Here is a 20,457-nt window from a genome sequence, read left to right on the forward strand (position 1 = left end):
CGGGACCATACCGGTCGACCACCGGGGTGTCCGGGCGAGCCACCCGCCGCAACTAGAGTGACGACATGACGACGAGGGCCAGCCGTGGCAGCGTCGCGCTCGTGACCCTGGGCTGCACCCGGAACGAGGTCGACTCCGAGGAGCTCGCGGGGCGCCTCGCGGCCGACGGATGGGACCTCGTCGACGACGCCGCCGACGCCGACGTCGCGCTCGTCAACACGTGCGGGTTCGTCGAACAGGCGAAGAAGGACTCCATCGACACCATCCTCGAGGCCGCCGACCTCAAGGAGTCCGGGCGGACCCGCGCCGTGGTCGCCGTCGGCTGCCTCGCCGAGCGCTACGGGAGGACCCTCGCGGACGAGCTGCCCGACGCCGACGCGGTGCTCGGCTTCGACTCCTACGCCGACATGTCCGGCCATCTCCGGGCCGTGCTGGACGGTGCCCGCCCCGAGGCGCACGTCCCCACCGACCGTCGGCGCCTGCTGCCGCTCACCCCGGTCGAGCGCCCGGCCGCGACCGGGGGGGTCTCGCTCCCGGGCCACGACGCCGGCGTCGTCCGCAGTCGGCTGGACTCCCGGCCGTGGGCGCCGCTGAAGATCGCGAGCGGCTGCGATCGGCGGTGTGCCTTCTGCGCCATCCCGATGTTCCGCGGCTCGTTCGTCTCGCGGCGCCCGTCGGACGTGCTGGGCGAGGCGCGGTGGCTGGCCGGGCAGGGTGTTCGAGAGCTGTTCCTCGTCAGCGAGAACTCCACGTCCTACGGCAAGGACCTCGGCGACCTCACCCTGCTCGAGACGATGCTGCCCGAGCTCGCGGGCATCGACGGTGTCGAGCGGGTGCGGGTGTCCTACCTCCAGCCGGCCGAGGTCCGCCCTGGGCTGCTCGAGACGATGGCCGCGACACCGGGGGTCTCGCCCTGGTACGACCTCTCCTTCCAGCACGCCTCGCCGACCCTGCTCCGGCGGATGCGCCGGTTCGGTGGCACGGAGGCCTTCCTCGGCCTGCTCGACGGCGTGCGTGCGCGCCAGCCGCTGGCCGGGGCGCGCAGCAACGTCATCGTGGGCTTCCCCGGTGAGACCGAGGCCGACGTCGACGAGCTCGAGCGCTTCCTCGTCGATGCCCGGCTCGACGTCGTGGGCGTCTTCGGCTACTCCGACGAGGACGGCACCGAGGGCGAGTCCCTGGACGGCCACCTGCCCGAGGACGTCGTCGCCGAGCGCGTCGAGCGGATCTCGGGGCTCGTCGAGGAGCTGACGGCACAGCGTGCTCGCGAACGGGCGGGGGAGACCGTCGTCGTCCTCGTCGAGGAGCACGACGCGGACGACCCCGCTGTCGCCGTCGGGCGGGCCGACCACCAGGGCCCGGACGTCGACGGCGTCTGCCAGGTGCGGGTGCCCGGGGGAGCGCCGCTGCCCGCGGTCGGCGACCTCGTCCAGGGAGTCGTCGTCGGGTCCGAGGGCGTGGACCTCCTCGTGGAGCCGCGATGAGCGAGCGTCCCGCCCGGCCGACCCGCCCGGTACGGCCCGGCCCGCTGGCCGAGGGACGGGCCAGCGACCCGTACCGCGTCGGCATCGACCCCGCGAGCCCCGCGGTTCCCGAGACCGGTCCGAGCGCGTGGAACATCGCCAACTACCTCACGGTGGCGCGCCTCCTCCTCGTCCCGATCTTCGGGTGGTTCCTCCTGTCCGACGGCGGTGAGCGGCCCGTGCTGCGCTGGGTGGCGTTCGTCGTGTTCGCCGTGGCGATGGTCACCGACCGCGTCGACGGCGACCTCGCGCGCAGCCGCGGCCTCGTGACCAACTTCGGCAAGGTCGCCGACCCCATCGCCGACAAGGCGCTCGTCACGATGGCCCTCGTGGGGCTCTCCAGCATCGGGGAGGTGCCGTGGTGGGTCACGGTGGTCGTTCTCGTGCGGGAGTGGGGCATCACCGCGATGCGTTTCTGGGTCATCCGGCACGGGGTGATGGCCGCGGGGCGCGGGGGCAAGCTCAAGACGCTGCTGCAGACCTTCGGGATCGGCTTCTTCCTGTGGCCGCGATGGACCCTTCCGGCCGCGGGCTTCTGGGACGCCCTCGCGTGGGGTCTCCTCGGTGCAGCCGTCGCCGTCACGGTCGTCACGGGCGTCGACTACGTCGTCCAGGCCCTCCGCCTGCGGCGCACGAGCGAGCGGACGGCGCGCAAGCGGGCGGCACGTGCGGCCCGTCAGGCGGAGCGCCGGGGATGACGCCCGTCGTACGCGGCGCCGTGGTCGTCGCAGCCGGAGGGCCTGCGGGAACACGGGCCGAGCACCACGTGTTGCCGAGAGACCGGGGCGAGCCGGGGGCCGCGGCCGTCGGTACGGCGGTCGACCTCCTCGCGCTGAGCGTCCCGAACATGCACGACGCCGCGGACCAACAGGGGTACGGTGGACCCACGGCACCGAGACCGACGACCCGAGAGGAGGCGCCGTGATCCTGCTCCGCCACGAGCTGGGCGAGGTCCTGCGCGACGTGCGGACCGCCCAGGGCCGCACCCTGCGAGACGTCGCGAAGTCCTCGGCCGTCTCGCTCGGCTACCTCAGTGAGGTCGAGCGTGGCACGAAGGAGGCGTCCTCCGAGCTCCTCGCCTCCATCTGCGACGGTCTCGGGATGCCGCTCTCGGAGCTCCTCGGCCTGGTCCGCGAGCGCGTCGAGCACGTCGAGACTCTCACCGCGCCGGTCACGCTCCCGGTCGGTCCGGCGGTCGACGCCGACGAGGTCTCCGCCTCCGCGGCCTGAGCGGTTCTCCTCACGGAGCACGGCGTCGGTAGGCGCCGCGTGGCCCCGGGCTGCTTCCGAGAGGCCGCTGCGGGCGGCCGTCGTCCGTGGGTGCGAGGCCGCCCTGACACGACGGGCACGAGAAGACCGTCCGCTCCCGGGGCGGACTGCCCGCCATCGCCACCCGGACGGTGTCACCGCAGCGTCGGCACGGCCGCCCGGACCGTGCGTGGACGTAGGCCTCCTCGCCGGCCCGCTGGACGCCGGTCGTCATCTGCCACCCCGAACGCTCGGCGGCCGTCATGAGCCGGTGCAGCCGGATGAGGAGCCGCTCGAGGTGGGCGGGGTCGGTGTCCCGGGCCGGGGCCCAGGGGTGCAGCCGCTCGAGGAACAGGACCTCGCTGGCCCAGAAGGTACCGACCCCGGCCAGAGAGCGTTGGTCGAGCAGCGCCTCGACCAACGTTCCCGGATGCGCCAGGAGGTTGTCGCGGGCGCGGCCGGGGTCCCAGTCCGGGCCGAGCACGTCCGGACCGAGGTGACCGACGAGGTCGCGCTCTCGTGCGGTCGGGACGAGGTCGAGCATCCCGAGCCGTAGCCCCACCGCCGACCACGAGGCGGTGAGGACCGCTGCCCGGAGGTCGCGGCGGCGGAGCATCCGGTCGGTGCGCGGGCCGGGGTGCTCGACGCGCCACTGGCCCTCCATCCGCAGGTGGGTGTGCAGCGTGGTGCCCGTGTCGAAGCGCTGGAGGACGTGCTTGCCGCGCGCCACGACCTCGAGCGTCGTCGAGCCGCGGAGGTCGACGTCCGGGACGGACGGCCAGCGCAGGTCGGCGCCAGTGACCTCGGCACCGGCGAGCGCGGCGTGCAGCCGCGCCGCGGTGCGGTGGACGGTGTCTCCCTCGGGCACGTTTCAGCGCCGCATCCGCAGGCCGCGTGGCGTCAGGTGGAACCCGGCGGTCTCGAGGGCCGCGACGACAGGATGGTCCGAGCCGAGGAGCCGACCGCCGTCGGCCTTCTCGACGGTGATCCGGCCGAGCTGCCCGCGGCGGACCGCGTCGGCGAGCGCCCCCGAGGCGACGGTGAGTGCCTCGCTGTCGTCGGTGTAGGTGAGCAGGGTGCGGCCGCCGCGCTCGACGTAGAGCGCGAGCACGCCGTCGACGAGGACGACGACGGCGCCGGCCTTGCGGCCCGGCTGGTGGCGCCGGCGTCGGTCGGCGGCGTCGGTGCCACTCTCGCCGTCCGCGGGGTCGACGGCGCGCTCGGGCCAGGGCAGCGCGCTGCCGTAGGGGTTCGCGGGGTCGCCGGCAGCCAGGACGAGGGGGACGGGCTCGGCACGCCGGTCGCCGCCGGTGCCGGCCCGGAGCCGGTCGACGGCGCCGGACGTGCCGAACTGGGACGCCCCCAGGCCCTCGACGAAGTAGCCCCGGCGGACCCGCCCGGCCTCCTCGGCCTTGCCGAGCACCCGGTAGACGCCAGCGAAGCCACCGGGGACGTCCTCGGCGGCCACGGCCCCCCGGGTGACGACGCCGTAACGGTCGAGGAGGAGCTCGGCGGTGGCCAGGGCCCGCAGTGTCGCGTCGTCCTCGGCGAGCGGCAGCAGTGACCAGCGTCCGGTCACGCGGGCCGGGCCCGAGCGGCTGGGCATCGCCGGACGCGACGGTGCCGATCCGAGCGCACCGAGGGGGCCGCGCCGCCCTGCGTAACGGGACCGACGCGGCCCGGGTGCGGACCGCCGGTGCGCCGTACGGCCCCCGGAGAGCAGCGCACGCACGGGGGCGAAGGTGTCGCCGGTGACCCGCCCGGACCAGACCAGGGCCCAGAGGGTCTCGGCAAGGACCTCGTCGTCGGTGCTGCCGACCTGGTCGGACAGCCCCCGGAAGAAGTGCGCACCGCCGCCGCTCAGGGCGTCGAGGACGGCGATGCCCTGCTCGTCGGGGACCTGCTCCGGGTCGGGACCGGGCAGCGTGAGGTGCGCGGAGTCGGCGACGTGCAGCGACACCCAGCCGTCGTCGCCGGGCAGCGAGCCGTGACCGCACCACAGGACCTCGCCGCTCGCCAGGAGCTCGTCGAGGAGTGCCGGGGTGTAGTCGGCCACCCGTGCGGGGAGGACGAGCGACTCGACGGCACTCGCCGGGAGGACGGCCCCGCTCAGCTGTTCGACGGCCCGGAGCACGCCGTCCCGGCCGCGCAGCCGGCCGCCCACGCCCTGCCACTCGGCGAGGAAACGGCCGAACGCGTCGGGGGTGACCGGCTCGACCTCCGCGCGCAGCGCGGCGAGCGAGCGGCGCCGCAGCATCCGCAGGACCTCGGCGTCGCAGAACTCGGTGGCGCCGCCGCCGGTGGGCAGGAGCTCGCCCTGCACGACCCGGCCGGAGGAGACGAGCCGGGCCAGGGACGTGGCGGCGACCGCCACGCCGATGCCGTACGCGTGCGCCACCTGGGCGGCGTGGAACGGCGCGTGCGTGCGGGCGTAGCGGGCGACGAGGTCGCCGAGCGGGTCGTCGACCGGCTCGAGGAAGGTCTGGGGGACGCCCGGGGGCATCGAGGCGCCGAGGGCGTCGCGCAGGCGCGAGGCGTCCTCGACGGCCGCCCACCGGTCCTCGCCGGCGACCCGCACCGGGATGACCTGTCGTGCGCCCTCCAGCCCGGCGAGCCATCCCTCGACGTCGGAGCCCGTCACGCCCTCCCGGGAGCGCTGCAGCACCGCCTCGGTGGACAGCGGGCCGAGGACGCGCAGGAGGTCGAGGACGTCGTCGGCGTCGCGGGCGGCACGCTCCGGGGTGAGACGCTGGAGCTCGGCCTCGGTGCGGGCCACCTGCTCGGCGTCGAGCAGGTCACGCAGCGCGAGCCCCTCGGAGCCGCCGAGCAGCTCGGCGAGCAGGCTCGGGTCGAGGGCCAGCGCCGCGGCACGCCGCTCGGCCAGCGGGCTGTCGCCCTCGTAGAGGAACTGCGCCACGTAGCCGAACAGCAGGGACTTCGCGAACGGCGACGGCGTGCTCGACTCGACCTCGACCACGGTGACCCGCCGCCCCTCGACGTCCCGCATGAGGTCGACGAGCCCGGGCACGTCGAAGACGTCCTGGACGCACTCGCGGACGGCCTCGAGGACGATGGGGAAGGTCGGGAAGCGGCTGGCGACCTCGAGCAGCTGTGATGCCCGCTGCCGCTGCTGCCACAGCGGCTGCCGGCGGTCCGGGCGGCGCCGGGGGAGGAGCAGCGCCCGCGCCGCGCACTCGCGGAACCGGCTGGCGAACAGCGCCGACCCGCCGATCTCGTCGGTGACCAGGCCGCGGACGTCGTCGGGCGCGAGGGTCACGAGGTCGAGCAGCTCGCGGCCGACGCCGCGCCGGTCGAGGCCTTCGACGTCGGCCCACTCGAGGTCGGGCAGCCGCAGGACGATGCCGTCGTCGCCGTGCATCGCCTGGACGTCGACGCCGAACCGGTCGCGCATCCGGGCCGAGAGGGCGAGTGCCCACGGTGCGTGCACCTGAGCGCCGAAGGGCGAGTGCACGGCGATCCGCCAGTCGCCGAGCTCGTCGCGGAAGCGCTCGACGACGACCGTGCGGTCGTCCGGCACGTGGCCGGTGGCCTCGCGCTGCTCGCGCAGGTACGTGAGGAGGTTGTCGGCCGCCCAGGTGTCGAGCCCGGCGGCCATGACGCGCTCGCGGGCCGCCTCGGTGGGCAGCGACTCGACCTCCCGGACGAACTCGCCGACCGCGCGGCCGAGCTCGGCGGGCCGGCCCAGGCTGTCGCCCTTCCAGAACGGCAGCCGACCCGGCAGACCGGGGGCCGGCGTGACGAGCACGCGGTCGTGGGTGATGTCCTCGATCCGCCACGTCGAGGTGCCGAGGGTGAAGAGGTCGCCGACCCGCGACTCGTAGACCATCTCCTCGTCGAGCTCGCCGACCCGCCGCCCGGGCCCCTCGCCGGTCGCGAGGAACACCGCGTACAGGCCGCGGTCGGGGATGGTGCCGCCGGAGGTGACGGCGAGCCGCTGCGCACCGCGCCGGCCCGACAGGGTGTCGGAGAGCCGGTCCCAGGTGATCCGGGCCCGCAGCTCGGCGAAGTCCTCGCTCGGGTACCTCCCGGCGAGCATGTCGAGGACCGACTCGAGGACGGGGCGGGAGAGCGTGGCGTAGGGCGCCGCCCGCCCGGCCAGGGCGAGGACGTCGTCGACCTGCCAGTCGTCGAGGGCGCACATCGCGACGACCTGCTGGGCGAGGACGTCGAGGGGGTTCTGCGGTACCCGGAGTGCCTCGATGCTGCCCGAGAGCATCCGCTCGACGACGACCGCGGTCTGCACGAGGTCGCCGCGGAACTTCGGGAAGAGGACGCCGCGCGAGACGGCGCCGACCTGGTGCCCGGCCCGCCCGACCCGCTGCAGCCCGGACGCGACCGAGGGCGGCGACTCGACCTGGACGACGAGGTCGACCGCGCCCATGTCGATGCCGAGCTCGAGGCTGCTCGTGGCGACGACGGCCGGCAGCTGCCCGGTCTTGAGCTCCTCCTCGATCCGGGCCCGCTGCTCCTTGCTCACCGACCCGTGGTGCGCACGGGCGAGGACAGGCGGCGCACCGCTGCTCTGCCCCGACTGGGCCATGACCTGCGCCGGGGTGCGCCTCAGGGCGGACGGCCGGGCCACCGCACCCTCGGCCCCGACGGTCGCGGCGCCGTCCGCGGCCTCGACGCGTTCCTCCCAGATCTCGTTGAGGCGGGTCGTGAGCCGTTCGGCGAGGCGCCGGCTGTTGCTGAACACGAGCGTCGAGGTGTGCTCTGCGACGAGGTCGACGATGCGCTCCTCGACGTGGGGCCAGATGGACGCGCGCTGCTCCTGGCCGGACGCGGCCCCGGCGAGGTCGCCGGTCGGCTGCCCGAGCTCGGACATGTCCGGGACGGGGACGACGACCCGGAGGTCCCACTCCTTCGTCGAGGGCGGCTGGACGACGTCGACCGGCCGGCCGCCCGCGAGGTAGCGCGCGACCTCCTCGACGGGGCGGACCGTGGCGGACAGCCCGATGCGCTGTGCCGGGCGGTCGAGGTGCGCGTCGAGCCGCTCGAGGGACAGCGCGAGGTGGGCACCGCGCTTGGTGCCGGCGAGGGCGTGGACCTCGTCGACGATGACGGTCTCGACGCCGGCTAGGGCCTCGCGTGCGGCCGAGGTGAGGAGGAGGAAGAGCGACTCGGGCGTCGTGATGAGGACGTCGCTCGGGGTGCGTGCGAAGGCCCGGCGCTCGTCGGCCGGGGTGTCGCCGGAGCGGACCGCGACCGTGATGTCCGGCTCGGGGAGGCCGAGACGGCTCGCCGCGTGCCGGATGCCGACGAGCGGGCTGCGCAGGTTGCGCTCGACGTCGACGGCCAGCGCCTTCATGGGGGAGACGTACAGCACCCGGCACCGTCGTAGCCGCTCGGCCGGCACGGGCTCGGCTGCCAGCCGGTCGAGCGCCCAGAGGAAGGCCGACAGCGTCTTGCCCGAGCCGGTGGGGGCGACGACGAGAGCGTGGCGGCCGCCGGAGACGGCCTCCCAGGCGCCTTCCTGTGCAGCCGTGGGTGCGCTGAAGCTCCCCCGGAACCACGCGGCCGTGGCGGGGGAGAAGCGGTCGAGGACGTCGCCATCCATGCTGCGCACACCCTCTCACCCCGGACCGACACCACGGCCCCGGAAGGCTCCGGCCCGGGGCTAGGGTCGAAGGCGTCGCGGCGACCGCCGCGGCCGGCCACGGAAGGACCCCACCCATGGAGCAACGACCCCTCGGACGCACCGGACGCGACGTCTCCGTCATCGGCCTCGGCACCTGGCAGCTCGGTGCGGACTGGGGCGACGTCAGCGACGCGGACGCAGCCGAGGTGCTCGCGGCCGCCGCCGACGGCGGGGTGACCCTCCTCGACACCGCGGACGTCTACGGGGACGGCCGCAGCGAGTCGACGATCGGGGCCTTCCTCGCCGACCGTCCCGGGCACCGTGTCACCGTCGCGACGAAGATGGGCCGTCGGGTCGCGCAGGAGCCGGTCAACTACACGCTGGAGAGCTTCCGGGCCTGGACCGACCGCAGCCGGGCGAACCTCGGCGTCGACACCCTCGACCTCGTCCAGCTGCACTGCCCGCCGAGCGCCGTCATCGAGGACGACGCCACGTACGACGCGCTCGACTCCCTCGTCGCCGACGGCGCGGTCGCGGCCTACGGCGTCTCGGTCGAGACCTGCGACCAGGCGCTCGCCGCCATCGCCCGGCCGAACGTCACCAACGTCCAGATCATCCTCAACGCCTTCCGGCTCAAGCCCCTCGACGAGGTCCTTCCCGCGGCCCTCGACGCCGAGGTGGCCGTCTTCGCCCGCGTCCCGCTGGCCTCCGGGCTGCTCACGGGCAAGTACACCCGCGACACGACCTTCGCCGAGAACGACCACCGCACGTTCAACCGGCACGGGGAGGCCTTCGACCAGGGCGAGACGTTCTCCGGGGTCGACTTCGAGACCGGTCTGGAGGCCGCTTCCCGTCTCACCGACGCCCTGCCGGACGGGGTGTCCCTGCCGGCCACGAGCCTGGCCTGGGTGGCGTCCCGGCCGGGGGTCACCTCGGTCATCCCGGGGGCGCGGACGGCCGACCAGGCGCGCGCCAACGTGGAGGTCGGCGCGCTGCTCGAGGGCGGTGCCGACCTCGGAGCCTTCGACGCCGCGGTGCAGGAGGTCTACGACGACCTGCTCAGGGAGTCCGTGCACCCTCGGTGGTGACCGCGGGCTGCTGCTGGGTGATGCAGTGGATGCCGCCGCCGCGGGCGAAGAGCGGCCGGGCGTCGACGCCGACGACGCGCCGTCCCGCGTAGACGGACCGGAGCAGGCGCGTCGCGTCGTCGTCGCGCGGGTCGTCGAAGGTGCAGGAGACCACGCCGTCGTTCGTCACGAGATGGTTGACGTAGGACCAGTCGACCCAGTCCTCGCCGTCGTCGAGCGTCGCCGGCGCCGGCAGCCGGACGACCTCGAGCGAGTTCCCCTGACCGTCGCGCGAGGCAGCGAGCAGCTTCTCGAGCTCGGCGCACACCGCGTGGTCGGGGTGCGCCGGGTCGGCCTGCCAGTGGAGCAGGACCGTCCCCGGGCCGGCGAACGTGGCGACGATGTCGACGTGCCCGCGGGTGCCCAGCTCGTCGTAGTCGCGGGTGAGCCCCCGGGGCAGCCAGATGCACGACGTCGCGCCGATGGTGCGGGCCATCTCCGCCTCGACGTCCGCGCGGGTCAGCCCCGGGTTGCGACCCGGGTCGAGCTGCACGGTCTCGGTGAGCAGCACGGTGCCGGCGCCGTCGACGTGGATGCCGCCACCCTCGTTGACCATCGGCGAGTCGACGACCTGCGCACCGGCGAGGTCGGCGACGAACAGCCCGATCCGCTCGTCGTGCTCCCAGACGGCCCAGTCCTGGGCGCCCCAACCGTTGAAGGTCCAGTCGACGGCGCCGAGCGACCCGTCGGGGCCGCGCACGAAGGTGGGACCGATGTCGCGCATCCACGCGTCGTCGAGGGGTGCCTCGACGAGGTCGACCCCGAACGCTGGCGCGCTGCCCCGGGCGAGGGCGCGGCGTGCGTCGTCGACGTCGGCGGGGTCGACCACGACGGTCACCGGCTCGAAGAGCGCCACCGCCCTCGCGACCGCCGCCCAGGTGCGCTGCGCCTCCTCCGCGTCGTCGGGGGTCTCCCCGAGGGCGTAGCCGGCCGTCGGCCAGGCCATCCAGGTCCGCTCGTGACGGTCCCACTCGGCGGGCATCCGCCAGGCGCCGGGGCTCGGCACGTCAGACCGTCCCGCGGTGCTCGGTGCGGGAGGAGCCGGTGAGGGGGCCGTAGGCGTCGGGGCGCCGGGTGGTGAGGAACGGGAAGAGGTCGAGCCAGTCGCGCTGCTGGGCGAGGTCGAGGTCGGCGACGAGCACCGCGGCCTCGTCGCGCGGGGCCCGGACGAGCACCCGGCCGTAGGGGTCGGCGACGAAGGAGGAGCCGTAGAAGGTGACGAGGCCCTCGTTGCCGTAGCGGTTGGGCACGACGACGAACAGGCCGTTGGCGATGGCGTGTCCCACGACGGTGTGCTCCCAGAGCGGCCGGGTGTCGAACTGCGGGTGGTCCGGCTCGGAGCCGATCGCGGTGGGGTACGCGAGCACCTGGGCGCCGCCGAGCGCGTACGCCCGGGCGACCTCGGGGAACCACTCGTCCCAGCACGTGGGGAGCCCCACCCGCACGGCCGGGTCGTCGAGGGCGTACACCGGGAACGCGTCGGCGGCGGGTCCACGGCGGAAGTACCGGTCCTCGTGGTAGCCGGCCGTCACCGGGATGTGCGTCTTGCGCGTGCGCCCGACGAGCGTGCCGTCGGGGGCGACGAGGACCGCGGTGTTGTAGCCGAGGCCGTCGTCCGAGCCGTCCGGTGCGGCTGCTCGCTCGAAAAGGCTGGCGTGGACGTACGCGCCGGTGTCGGCCGCGGCCGCGCGGGCGAACGTCGTCGTCGGGCCGTCCTCGAGCGACTCGGCGGTGGTGTCCGGCCGGCCCTCCGGCAGGGTGTCGGCGGGGTAGCGCGACAGCGTGAGCTCGGGGAGGAACACCACCCGGGCGCCCGCGCCCGCGGCGGTGCGCACGCCCTCGAGCAGGGTCGCTGCGAGACGCTCGGCGTCGGGGTCCCAGCAGTGCTGGACGAGCCCGACGCGGACCGGCGCCGAGGACGGCTCGTGGACCCGGGCGGGGGAGGGCGGCACGCCTTCGGCCGTGATGAGGCGCATGGGGCTCAGTATGCCGCCGGGCGAGGGAGCCCACCCGGCCGCCTAGCATCGGGGCGTGCGTCACTCGAGGTTCTGGGAGCTCATGGCGGGCGAGTTCGGCGACACCTACGCCCGGACCCTCGCCCGCACGCACGTGATGTCCGCGCTCGGCGGCCGGACCGCCAGCGAGGCCCTGGACGCCGGGGTCGCGCCTCGACAGGTGTGGCGGGCGCTGTGCGACGACCTCGACGTGCCGGAGGCCCGCCGGCACGGCATCGAGCCACCGCCGAAACCCTGATGCCCGGTGTCGGGGGTGTCGTCTACTGTCGCCGACGTGACGGACGAGGTGCTGCTCAGCGCCCGAGGGCTCTCCAAGACCTTCGGTGACTTCACGGCCGTCGACGGCATCGACGTCGAGGTCCGGCGGGGCGAGGCGTTCGGCTTCCTCGGCCCCAACGGCGCGGGCAAGTCGTCGACGATGAAGATGGTCGGCTGCGTCTCGCCGGCCACCGGGGGCGAGCTGCGCATCCTCGGACTCGACCCGGCCACCGACGGCCCGGCCATCCGCGCCCGGCTCGGGGTGTGCCCGCAGCAGGACATGCTCGACGAGGACCTCTCCGTCGAGGAGAACCTGTGGGTCTACGGGCGCTTCTTCGGGCTCTCCCGACGGGAGGTGCGGGCCCGCGCGGACGAGCTGCTCGAGTTCGCCCAGCTCACCGAGCGTCGGCACGACCGCGTCGAGCCCCTCTCCGGGGGGATGAAGCGCCGCCTCACCATCGCCCGGGCGCTCGTCAACAACCCCGAGGTGCTGCTCCTCGACGAGCCGACCACCGGCCTGGACCCGCAGGCGCGGCACGTCCTGTGGGACCGGCTGTACCGGCTGAAACGCGAGGGCGTCACGCTCATCATCACGACGCACTACATGGACGAGGCCGAGCAGCTGTGCGACCGCCTCGTCGTCATGGACCACGGGCGGATCGTCGCCGAGGGCAGCCCACGCGCGCTCATCGAGGCCCACTCGACGCGCGAGGTCGTCGAGCTGCGGTTCGCCGTCGACGAGCAGGAGCGGCACGTCGAGGCCGTCCGGGGCGTCGCCGACCGGGTCGAGGAGCTCCCCGACCGGCTGCTCGTCTACACCGCCGACGGGGACGATGCGCTGGCGCGCCTGCACGACCGCGGGGTGCGGCCGCTCTCGGCACTCGTGCGGCGCTCCACGCTGGAGGACGTCTTCCTCCTCCTCACCGGCCGCACCCTCGTCGACTGATGGCCACCACCTCCGCACCCACGGGAGCCGTCCCCGCCGGCGGGCGGCTGGCCCACGGCCCACGACCACCGATGAGCCGGGCGGAGCGCGTCGCCGCCGCGGCGGAGCACCACGTGCGCGTCTACCGGCGCACCTGGCGCGGCTCGGTCATCAGCCGCTTCCTCTCCCCGCTGTTCTTCCTGGCGGCGCTGGGGCTGGGGCTCGGCTCGCTCGTCGACGCCGGCAGCGGTGGCGTCGACGGCGGGTCGTACCTGCACTTCGTCGTGCCGGGGATCATCGCCTACCAGGCGGCGCTCCTCGGCTTCGGCGACACGACCTACCCCGTCCTCGGCTACATCAAGTGGAACAGGATGTACTCGGCTGCGCTGTCGACGACGCTCGACGTCACCGACGTCGTCCTCGGCCACCTCGCGCTGCTGTCCGTCAACCTCCTCGTCGCGTGCGGGATCTTCGTCGGGGTCGCCGCCCTCTTCGGGGCGTTCGCCTCGTGGTGGGTGCTGGTCGCCGTGCCCATCGGGCTGCTCACCGGGCTCGCGTTCGCGGTGCCCACCTTCGCCATCAGCGCCGGCGTCGAGAACGACAACGTCTTCGGCATCCTCTACCGGTTCGTCCTCACCCCGGTGCTCCTCTTCTCCGGCACGTTCTTCCCGCTCGAGCAGCTGCCGGTGTGGCTCCGTCCGGCGGCCTGGGTGACGCCGCTGTGGCACGGCGTGGTGCTCACCCGGGACGCCGCGTACGGCCGCTCGCCCGGGCTGGCGGGCCTGCTCCACGTCGGGGTGCTCCTGGTGTTCGTCGGGGTCGGCTGGGTGCTCGCCCGCCGGCGGCTGGCCCGGAGGCTGCTGTCGTGACCGTCACCTCCGCGCCGTCCCGTCGCCGCGCGCTGCCCTTCCCGGTGGGCCTGGGGATGGCCCGTTTCGTCGTCGCGCGGAACGCGACGGCCTTCCGTCGGGCGTGGGTCCTCCTGCTCAGCGGCTTCGTCGAGCCGGTGTTCTACCTCTTCTCGCTCGGGGTCGGCCTGGGCGCCCTCATCGGCCGGGTCACGACCGACGGCGGGTCGGTCGTCGGGTACGCAGCCTTCGTGGCGCCGGCGCTGCTCGCCGCGTCCGCGATGAACGGCGCCATCTTCGACGCCACGTTCAACGTCTTCTTCAAGCTGCGCTACCAGAAGCTGTACGACGCCATGCTCGCCACCCCCGTCGGGCCACGGGACATCGCGGTCGGCGAGATCACGTGGTCGCTGCTGCGGGGCAGCCTGTACTCCGCGATGTTCCTCGTCGTCGCGCTCGTCGCGGGGCTCGTCGAGTCCTGGTGGGCCGTGCTCGCCGTGCCGGCCGCCCTGCTCGTCGGCCTGGCCTTCGGTGCGGTCGGGATGTTCACGACGACGTTCATGCGGTCCTGGCAGGACTTCGACTACGTCACGCTCGCGATCCAGCCGATGTTCCTGTTCTCGGCCACGTTCTTCCCGCTGTCGACGTACCCCGACGCCCTCGAGTGGCTCGTCCGGGCCACGCCGCTGTACCACGGGGTCGCCCTGGAACGGGCGCTCATGCTGGACGAGGTCGGGTGGGGCCTGCTGTGGCACGTCCTGTACCTGGCCGTGCTCGGCGCCCTCGGGGTCGTCGGCACCTCGCGCCGGATCGCGACACTCCTCCTCACCTGAGCCCACCGGCGTGTCGCGCGTGTCGGGCACGATGTCGAACACGTGTTCGGCTACGGTCGTCCACAGGTGAGGGTTCCGGCTCCACTCGTCCACAGGTCCCACGGCGGCCCGTGGTCGGTGTCGGTGCTCCCGCCTAGCGTCTGACCAGACCTCGCGACGAGGCCGACAGCGGGAGCTGGTCGCCGGTGGGCGCGCCCGATGACGACATGTGAAGGAACAGGTGTGACATGGCTGGACCCAACGGCGCACGCGGTGCCGTCCTGACCCCTCCGGCGCCCGACGGCGCCGCCCCGGACGGCGAGCGCCAGAAGGCCATCGCCTCGGTGATGGCCCAGATCGAGAAGACCCACGGCAAGGGTGCGGTCATGCGCCTCGGGGACGACGTCCGTCCCCCGATCGCCGTCATCCCCACGGGGGCGATCTCCCTCGACGTCGCGCTCGGCATCGGGGGTCTGCCCCGCGGTCGTGTCGTCGAGATCTACGGCCCGGAGTCCTCGGGTAAGACGACGGTCGCGCTGCACGCGGTGGCGAACGCGCAGAAGGCCGGCGGCATCGCGGCGTTCATCGACGCCGAGCACGCTCTCGACCCCGAGTACGCGAAGAAGCTGGGCGTCGACATCGACGCCCTCCTCGTCTCGCAGCCCGACACGGGGGAGCAGGCGCTCGAGATCGCCGACATGCTCATCCGCTCCGGTGCCCTCGACATCATCGTCATCGACTCCGTGGCCGCGCTCGTGCCCCGGGCCGAGATCGAGGGGGAGATGGGCGACAGCCACGTCGGCCTCCAGGCGCGCCTGATGTCGCAGGCACTGCGGAAGATCACCGGTGCGCTCAACAGCACCGGCACGACGGCGATCTTCATCAACCAGCTCCGCGAGAAGATCGGCGTGATGTTCGGCTCGCCCGAGACGACGACCGGTGGCAAGGCGCTGAAGTTCTACGCCTCGGTCCGGCTCGACGTCCGGCGCATCGAGACCCTCAAGGACGGCAGCGACCCGGTCGGCAACCGCACCCGCGTCAAGGTCGTCAAGAACAAGGTCTCCCCGCCGTTCAAGCAGGCCGAGTTCGACATCCTCTACGGCCAGGGCATCTCCCGGGAGGGCGGCCTCATCGACATGGGCGTCGAGCACGGGTTCGTCCGCAAGGCCGGCGCCTGGTACACCTACGACGGCGACCAGCTCGGCCAGGGCAAGGAGAACGCTCGAGGCTTCCTCAAGGACAACCCCGAGCTCGCGGACGAGATCGAGAAGAAGATCAAGGACAAGCTCGGGGTCGGCGCCAAGCCCGACGCCGAGCCGACCGCGGACGCCCCGGTCGACTTCTGAGGGTGACACCGCGTGGCGTTCGGTGACGGCTCGGCCCCGCCGCCCGCATGGGCGGTGGGGCCACCACTCCTTTCCGGCGGCAGGGCGGACACGCACGGCGAGGGGGCGACCCTCGACGACCTGCGTGCGGTCCTGCAGGAGGCCGAGGACGGCGCTGGGCGTGCGGCCCAGGGCCGGCGTCGCGGTGACCGGCCCGGGCGGGCGCGCGACTCCCGGTCCCGGCCGGTCGTGCCGCCGGATGCCGAGGGCGACCCGCGCACACGGGGCGAGGAGCCGGACCCGCACGACTGGGCCCGGCAGATCGTGCTGCGTCAGCTGACGGCCGCCCCGCGCAGCAGGTCGCAGCTCGAACAGGTCCTGCGTCGCAAGAGCTGCCCGGAGGACGTCGCGGCCACTGTCCTGGACCGGATGGAGGAGGTGGGTCTCGTCGACGACGAGGCCTACGCCGGGATGCTCGTCCGCTCCCAGCAGGCCGGACGAGGCCTGGCTCGCCGGGCGCTGCGCCAGGAGCTGCGGAGGAAGGGGGTCGACGACGACATCGCATCAGCGGCCCTGGACGACGTCGACCCGCACGCGGAGGAGGAGCGGGCCCGGCAGCTCGTCGCCAAGCGGATGCGCTCGATGCACGGTCTGGAGCCGCACGTCCAGACCCGCCGGCTCGCCGGCATGCTCGCCCGCAAGGGCTACGACGCGGAGGTCGCGATGCGGGTCGTGCGCGAGGCCGTCCACGACGCCCCCGAGCACCGGCGCGACTGAGCCGGTGGCCCCAGGCCCGTCGGGACGGCAGGTGACCGCGGTCGGACCCGGCTCAGAACGAGTGGAGCGGCCGCTCACCCGGCGGCAGCGAGTCGCTGCGCACGATGTCCTTGCCGTAGGGCACGAGCGAGACCGGGATGAGCTTGAGGTTCGCGACGGCGAGCGGGATGCCGACGATCGTCACCGCCTGGGCCGCTGCGGTGGTCAGGTGCCCGAGCGCCAGCCACCAGCCAGCGAGGACGAGCCACACGACGTTGAGGACCACGGCCCCCGCGCCGGCCCCTGGCTTGTCCACGACGGCCCGTCCGAACGGCCACAGCGTGTAGCGGGCCATCCGGAACGACGCCACCCCCAGGGGGATGGTCACGACGAGGAGGCAGAGCACCACCCCCGCGAGGGCGTACCCCAGGGCGAGCCAGAGCCCGCCGAAGACGAACCAGACGATGTTGAGCAGCGTGCGCACCGGACCTCCGAACCTCGGTGTGGCCCAGCGTCGCACGACTCCGGGGACCCACGACATCAGGGATGTCCCGGAAACACGCCCGAGACCGGGCGGTGATGACATGTTCACCGATTCCCCATAGGTTCGGGGGGTGAGCGAACCGACGACGACCGAGGACACGGAGGGCCTGTTCGGGGACTACCGCCTCGGGGCCGCCTGGGACGAGATGCTCGCGGCGCCGGACGACCCGCGGACCCCGTACAAGCCCGTCTTCCACACGCTCCGCTCGATGCGCGGAGCCACCCTCAAGGAGCGAGCGGACATCCTCGCCCGCTCCTACCTGGACCAGGGTGTGACGTTCGACTACGCGGGGGAGGAGCGCCCGTTCCCTCTCGACGCCGTGCCCCGGGTGATCAGTGCCCACGAGTGGCAGGTCATCGAGTCCGGGGTGGCCCAGCGCGTGACGGCGCTGGAGGCATTCCTCGACGACATCTACTCGCGCGAGGGCGAGATCCCCCGTGCCGTGCACGAGGGCATCGTGCCGTGGCGGCTCATCGCCAGCTCCAGCCACTACCACCGCGCCGTCATGGGCATCCGCCCCGCCAACGGGGTCCGGGTGCATGTCGCCGGCGTCGACCTCGTCCGCGACGAGCAGGGCACCTTCCGGGTCCTCGAGGACAACGTCCGGGTGCCGTCCGGGGTCAGCTACGTCATCGCCAACCGCCGGGCGATGGCCAACGTGTTCCCCGAGGCCTTCGCGACGATGCGCATCCGCCCGGTCCACGACTACCCGCGGATGCTGCTCCAGGCGCTGCGCGCCGCCGCTCCGGACGGCGCGAGCGACCCCACCGTCGTCGTGCTCACCCCCGGCGTCTTCAACTCCGCGTACTTCGAGCACGCACTGCTGGCCCGGATGATGGGCGTCGAGCTGGTCGAGGGCCGCGACCTGGTCTGCGTCGGCGGGCAGGTCCGGATGCGCACGACGACCGGTGACCGGCCCGTCGACGTCATCTACCGCCGGGTGGACGACGACTTCATCGACCCCGTCCACTTCCGGGGTGACTCCGTCCTCGGGGTGGCCGGCCTCGTCTCGGCGATGCGCTCCGGCCGGGTCACGGTCGCGAACGCCGTGGGCAACGGGGTGGCCGACGACAAGCTCATCTACAGCTACCTGCCCGACCTCGTCCGGTTCTACCTCGACGAGGACCCGATCATCCCCAACGTCGACACCTTCCGGTGCGCGGACGGCGGCGAGGCACTGCGGCACGTCCTGGACCATCTCGACGAGATGGTCGTCAAGCCGGTCGACGGCTCCGGAGGCAAGGGGCTCGTCGTCGGGCCGAAGGCCGACGGGGTGACGCTCGACCAGCTCCGCCGCACCCTGGAGGACGACCCGCGCGGGTGGATCGCGCAGCCCGTCGTCCAGCTCTCGACCGTGCCGACGTTCATCGAGGGCGCGCTCGCGCCGCGGCACGTGGACCTGCGACCCTTCGCCGTCAACGACGGCGAGCAGGTGCGCGTCCTGCCCGGCGGCCTGACCCGCGTCGCCCTGCCCGAGGGTGAGCTCGTCGTCAACTCCAGCCAGGGAGGTGGGTCGAAGGACACCTGGGTGCTCTCCGACCGGCGCGCCAGCGTCCCGGCCACGGCGTCCACCTCGGACAACCGCGAGGTCGTCGTCATGAGCGCACCCACGGCCTCGCTCGAGGACTCGATGCGGGCCCAACAGCAACAACAGCAACAACAACGGCAACCGGCGCCCGGGCCGACAGTGGTGAGTGGGGCCGGATGCTGAGCCGCATCGCCGAGTCTCTCTTCTGGATCGGCCGGTACACCGAGCGGGCCGACGGCACCGCGCGGATCTTCGACGTCCTGCGCCTTCAGCTGCTCGAGGACCCGATGGCTGACGAGGGGGCCGCCTCGCACACCGTCCGGTCGGTCATCATGGGGCTGCCGGGGGACGGGCGGACGACGTTCGACGACGTCGGCGCCTCCCTCGTCTTCGACCGGACGAACTCGAGCTCGATCACCGGTGCCTGGCTCGCCGCGCGCGAGAACGCCCGGCGGGCCCGCGAGACGCTCTCCACCGAGCTGTGGGAGGGCATCAACACGACCTGGCACCGGTGGAACGGTTTCGGCCGGGGCATCGTCACCGAGCGGCACCTGTCGTGGGTGCGGGAGCGGGCGGCGCTCGTCTCGGGCATCGCCGACTCCACGATGTCGCACGACGAGGCCTGGGACTTCCTCGTCCTCGGGCGCAGCCTCGAGCGCGCCGACATGACCGCCCGGCTGGCGGCCACCGGTGGCCTGTCCGGCGGTGGCGCACCGTGGGCGGTCGTGCTCTCGAGCTGCGGTGCCCAGCAGGCGTTCATGCGCAGCCAGCGGGGGCTGCTCACGGACGACCGCGCGGCCGCGTTCCTCGTCCTCGACCGCGAGTTCCCACGGTCGGTCTTCTTCTCCCTCCTCGAGGCCGAGCGCCGGCTCGAGGCGCTCTCGCCGCCGCACACCGAGCGGATCGGGGTCTCCGACGAGGCCCGGCGCCAGCTGGGCCGGATCCGGACGAGCCTGGAGTACCGCGCCACGGCCGACGTCATCTCCGACCTCCCCGCCCAGATGCTGCGCGTGCAGTCGGCCGTGACCGCTGCGTCCAGCTCGATCGCCAGCCGCTACTTCCAGTCGGGTCCACTGCCGACGTGGACCCGCGACAGGATGTGACCGTGCGCCGCTACCGCATCGTCCACACGACCGCCCTCGCCTACGACGGGCCGATCCGTGCCGCCCACAACGAGCTGCGGATGACCCCGCTCAACGAGCCGGGCCAGACGACTCTGGAGAACCGCATCCGGATCCGTCCGATGACGTGGAGCAACGTCTACCGCGACCACTGGGGCACCCACGTCATGTCCATGGAGAGCCTCGCCGAGCACGAGCGGCTCGACATCGAGGCGATCTCCACCGTGGAGAAGTCCGACGTCGAGCAGCCGGACCCGGTCTGCGACTGGGAGACCGTGCGTGACCCCTCCGTCCAGGACCGGCTCTACGAGTGGCTCATGCTCTCCACCCGGACCCGGCCGGGCGAGGGTGTCGCGGCGATCGTCGACGCCGTCCGCGACCTGCCGAGCCCGCGGCAGGCGGCGGACGAGCTGTGCCGCCGGGTCCGGGACGAGATGACCTACCGGCCGGGTGCCACAGGGGTGCACAGCAGCGGCGAGGAGGCATGGGCCGACCGCGCCGGGGTCTGTCAGGACTTCGCGCACATCACGATCGGCGCGCTGCGCTCGCTCGGCATCCCGGCCCGCTACGTCTCGGGCTACCTGGCGCCGCGCAGCGACCTCGACGTCGGCGAGAGTGCGTCGGGAGAGAGCCACGCGTGGGTCGAGCTGTGGGACGACGCCTGGGTCCCGGTCGACCCGACGAACGGCACGCCCGTCGGCGTCGAGCACGTCGTCGTGGCCCGAGGGAGGGACTACGAGGACGTCTCGCCGTTCAAGGGCGTCTACTCGGGCCGCGCGACCGCGGCGCAGCAGGTCGAGGTCACGATGACCCGACTCGCGTGACCCG

The 20,457-nt window shown here is 73.6% G+C and carries 18 protein-coding genes; 13 read left to right on the plus strand and 5 right to left on the minus strand.

The window, feature by feature from the left end; genetic code table 11:
• Positions 1-65: 65 nt before the first annotated feature.
• From rimO to JQN72_RS12160, 3 genes are all read left to right on the plus strand, one after another.
• Positions 66-1,484, plus strand: coding sequence for a 30S ribosomal protein S12 methylthiotransferase RimO (gene rimO, locus JQN72_RS12150; RefSeq protein WP_204135462.1), 1,419 nt, complete (start codon positions 66-68; stop codon positions 1,482-1,484).
• Positions 1,481-2,221: a CDP-diacylglycerol--glycerol-3-phosphate 3-phosphatidyltransferase gene (gene pgsA, locus JQN72_RS12155; RefSeq protein ID WP_204135463.1), complete on the plus strand. Its 741-nt coding sequence runs from the start codon at positions 1,481-1,483 to the stop codon at positions 2,219-2,221. Before rimO ends, pgsA begins: the two co-directional genes overlap by 4 nt.
• Before the next feature lie 223 nt (positions 2,222-2,444).
• The gene (locus tag JQN72_RS12160) at positions 2,445-2,753 is read left to right on the plus strand and encodes a helix-turn-helix domain-containing protein (RefSeq protein WP_204135464.1); all 309 of its coding nucleotides are present in this window, start codon (positions 2,445-2,447) and stop codon (positions 2,751-2,753) included.
• 10 nt (positions 2,754-2,763) lie between these two features.
• Here JQN72_RS12160 and JQN72_RS12165 read toward each other — a convergent pair whose 3' ends face one another.
• Together JQN72_RS12165 and JQN72_RS12170 are read right to left on the minus strand one after the other, a co-directional pair.
• Positions 2,764-3,639, minus strand: a complete 876-nt coding sequence (locus JQN72_RS12165; protein ID WP_204135465.1) for a DNA-formamidopyrimidine glycosylase family protein — start codon at positions 3,637-3,639, stop codon at positions 2,764-2,766.
• Between the two features lie 3 nt (positions 3,640-3,642).
• Positions 3,643-8,349 carry an ATP-dependent helicase gene (locus tag JQN72_RS12170; protein ID WP_204135466.1) on the minus strand — a complete coding sequence of 1,569 codons (4,707 nt, stop codon included), beginning with the start codon at positions 8,347-8,349 and terminating at the stop codon, positions 3,643-3,645.
• Positions 8,350-8,465: 116 nt separating this feature from the next.
• Between JQN72_RS12170 and JQN72_RS12175 the strand changes: the two genes are divergently transcribed.
• The gene (locus JQN72_RS12175) at positions 8,466-9,458 is read left to right on the plus strand and encodes an aldo/keto reductase (protein ID WP_204135467.1); all 993 of its coding nucleotides are present in this window, start codon (positions 8,466-8,468) and stop codon (positions 9,456-9,458) included.
• Here JQN72_RS12175 and JQN72_RS12180 read toward each other — a convergent pair.
• The gene (locus JQN72_RS12180) at positions 9,430-10,479 is read right to left on the minus strand and encodes an agmatine/peptidylarginine deiminase (RefSeq protein WP_204135497.1); all 1,050 of its coding nucleotides are present in this window, start codon (positions 10,477-10,479) and stop codon (positions 9,430-9,432) included. The genes JQN72_RS12175 and JQN72_RS12180 overlap by 29 nt on opposite strands.
• 25 nt (positions 10,480-10,504) lie before the next feature.
• The gene (locus JQN72_RS12185; RefSeq protein WP_204135468.1) at positions 10,505-11,473 is read right to left on the minus strand and encodes a nitrilase-related carbon-nitrogen hydrolase; all 969 of its coding nucleotides are present in this window, start codon (positions 11,471-11,473) and stop codon (positions 10,505-10,507) included.
• Between the two features lie 55 nt (positions 11,474-11,528).
• On the opposite strand from JQN72_RS12185, the gene JQN72_RS12190 reads away from it, so the two are divergent.
• From JQN72_RS12190 to JQN72_RS12215, 6 genes are all read left to right on the plus strand, one after another.
• Positions 11,529-11,750 (plus strand): DUF3046 domain-containing protein, encoded by a 222-nt coding sequence (locus JQN72_RS12190; protein WP_204135469.1) that lies wholly within the window; start codon positions 11,529-11,531, stop codon positions 11,748-11,750.
• A gap of 36 nt (positions 11,751-11,786) precedes the next feature.
• The gene (locus JQN72_RS12195; protein ID WP_204135470.1) at positions 11,787-12,716 is read left to right on the plus strand and encodes an ABC transporter ATP-binding protein; all 930 of its coding nucleotides are present in this window, start codon (positions 11,787-11,789) and stop codon (positions 12,714-12,716) included.
• Positions 12,716-13,564 (plus strand): ABC transporter permease, encoded by an 849-nt coding sequence (locus JQN72_RS12200; protein WP_204135471.1) that lies wholly within the window; start codon positions 12,716-12,718, stop codon positions 13,562-13,564. Before JQN72_RS12195 ends, JQN72_RS12200 begins: the two co-directional genes overlap by 1 nt.
• Positions 13,561-14,376, plus strand: coding sequence for an ABC transporter permease (locus JQN72_RS12205; protein ID WP_307812648.1), 816 nt, complete (start codon positions 13,561-13,563; stop codon positions 14,374-14,376). The genes JQN72_RS12200 and JQN72_RS12205 overlap by 4 nt, the downstream gene beginning before the upstream one ends.
• Before the next feature lie 227 nt (positions 14,377-14,603).
• Positions 14,604-15,701: a recombinase RecA gene (recA, locus tag JQN72_RS12210; RefSeq protein ID WP_255541784.1), complete on the plus strand. Its 1,098-nt coding sequence runs from the start codon at positions 14,604-14,606 to the stop codon at positions 15,699-15,701.
• A gap of 12 nt (positions 15,702-15,713) precedes the next feature.
• A complete protein-coding gene (locus JQN72_RS12215; RefSeq protein WP_307812649.1) occupies positions 15,714-16,457 on the plus strand; it encodes a regulatory protein RecX in 744 nt (247 codons plus the stop codon).
• Positions 16,458-16,509: 52 nt separating this feature from the next.
• Here JQN72_RS12215 and JQN72_RS12220 read toward each other — a convergent pair whose 3' ends face one another.
• Positions 16,510-16,920, minus strand: coding sequence for a YccF domain-containing protein (locus tag JQN72_RS12220; protein WP_204135472.1), 411 nt, complete (start codon positions 16,918-16,920; stop codon positions 16,510-16,512).
• Positions 16,921-17,125: 205 nt separating this feature from the next.
• On the opposite strand from JQN72_RS12220, the gene JQN72_RS12225 reads away from it, so the two are divergent.
• From JQN72_RS12225 to JQN72_RS18925, 3 genes are read left to right on the plus strand one after another with little or no spacing between them, the layout of a single operon-like run.
• Positions 17,126-18,691: a circularly permuted type 2 ATP-grasp protein gene (locus JQN72_RS12225; RefSeq protein WP_204135501.1), complete on the plus strand. Its 1,566-nt coding sequence runs from the start codon at positions 17,126-17,128 to the stop codon at positions 18,689-18,691.
• Positions 18,685-19,611 (plus strand): alpha-E domain-containing protein, encoded by a 927-nt coding sequence (locus tag JQN72_RS12230; protein WP_204135473.1) that lies wholly within the window; start codon positions 18,685-18,687, stop codon positions 19,609-19,611. The genes JQN72_RS12225 and JQN72_RS12230 overlap by 7 nt, the downstream gene beginning before the upstream one ends.
• Positions 19,612-19,613: 2 nt before the next feature.
• Complete coding sequence (locus JQN72_RS18925; protein WP_204135474.1) at positions 19,614-20,453, plus strand: transglutaminase family protein; 840 nt, start codon at positions 19,614-19,616, stop codon at positions 20,451-20,453.
• The last annotated feature ends 4 nt before the right edge of the window (positions 20,454-20,457 follow it).

It is taken from the genome of Phycicoccus sp. CSK15P-2 (assembly GCF_016888005.1).
Taxonomy (GTDB): Bacteria; Actinomycetota; Actinomycetes; order Actinomycetales; family Dermatophilaceae; genus Phycicoccus.

Coding starts and splice junctions, on each gene's coding strand:
- rimO (WP_204135462.1), top strand. CDS start 66: ATGACGACGAGGGCCAGCCGTGGCAGCGTCGCGCTCGTGACCCTGGGC.
- pgsA (WP_204135463.1), top strand. CDS start 1,481: ATGAGCGAGCGTCCCGCCCGGCCGACCCGCCCGGTACGGCCCGGCCCG.
- JQN72_RS12170 (WP_204135466.1), bottom strand. CDS start 8,349: ATGGATGGCGACGTCCTCGACCGCTTCTCCCCCGCCACGGCCGCGTGG.
- JQN72_RS12175 (WP_204135467.1), top strand. CDS start 8,466: ATGGAGCAACGACCCCTCGGACGCACCGGACGCGACGTCTCCGTCATC.
- JQN72_RS12180 (WP_204135497.1), bottom strand. CDS start 10,479: ATGCCCGCCGAGTGGGACCGTCACGAGCGGACCTGGATGGCCTGGCCG.
- JQN72_RS12185 (WP_204135468.1), bottom strand. CDS start 11,473: ATGCGCCTCATCACGGCCGAAGGCGTGCCGCCCTCCCCCGCCCGGGTC.
- JQN72_RS12200 (WP_204135471.1), top strand. CDS start 12,716: ATGGCCACCACCTCCGCACCCACGGGAGCCGTCCCCGCCGGCGGGCGG.
- recA (WP_255541784.1), top strand. CDS start 14,604: ATGGCTGGACCCAACGGCGCACGCGGTGCCGTCCTGACCCCTCCGGCG.
- JQN72_RS12225 (WP_204135501.1), top strand. CDS start 17,126: ATGCTCGCGGCGCCGGACGACCCGCGGACCCCGTACAAGCCCGTCTTC.
- JQN72_RS12230 (WP_204135473.1), top strand. CDS start 18,685: ATGCTGAGCCGCATCGCCGAGTCTCTCTTCTGGATCGGCCGGTACACC.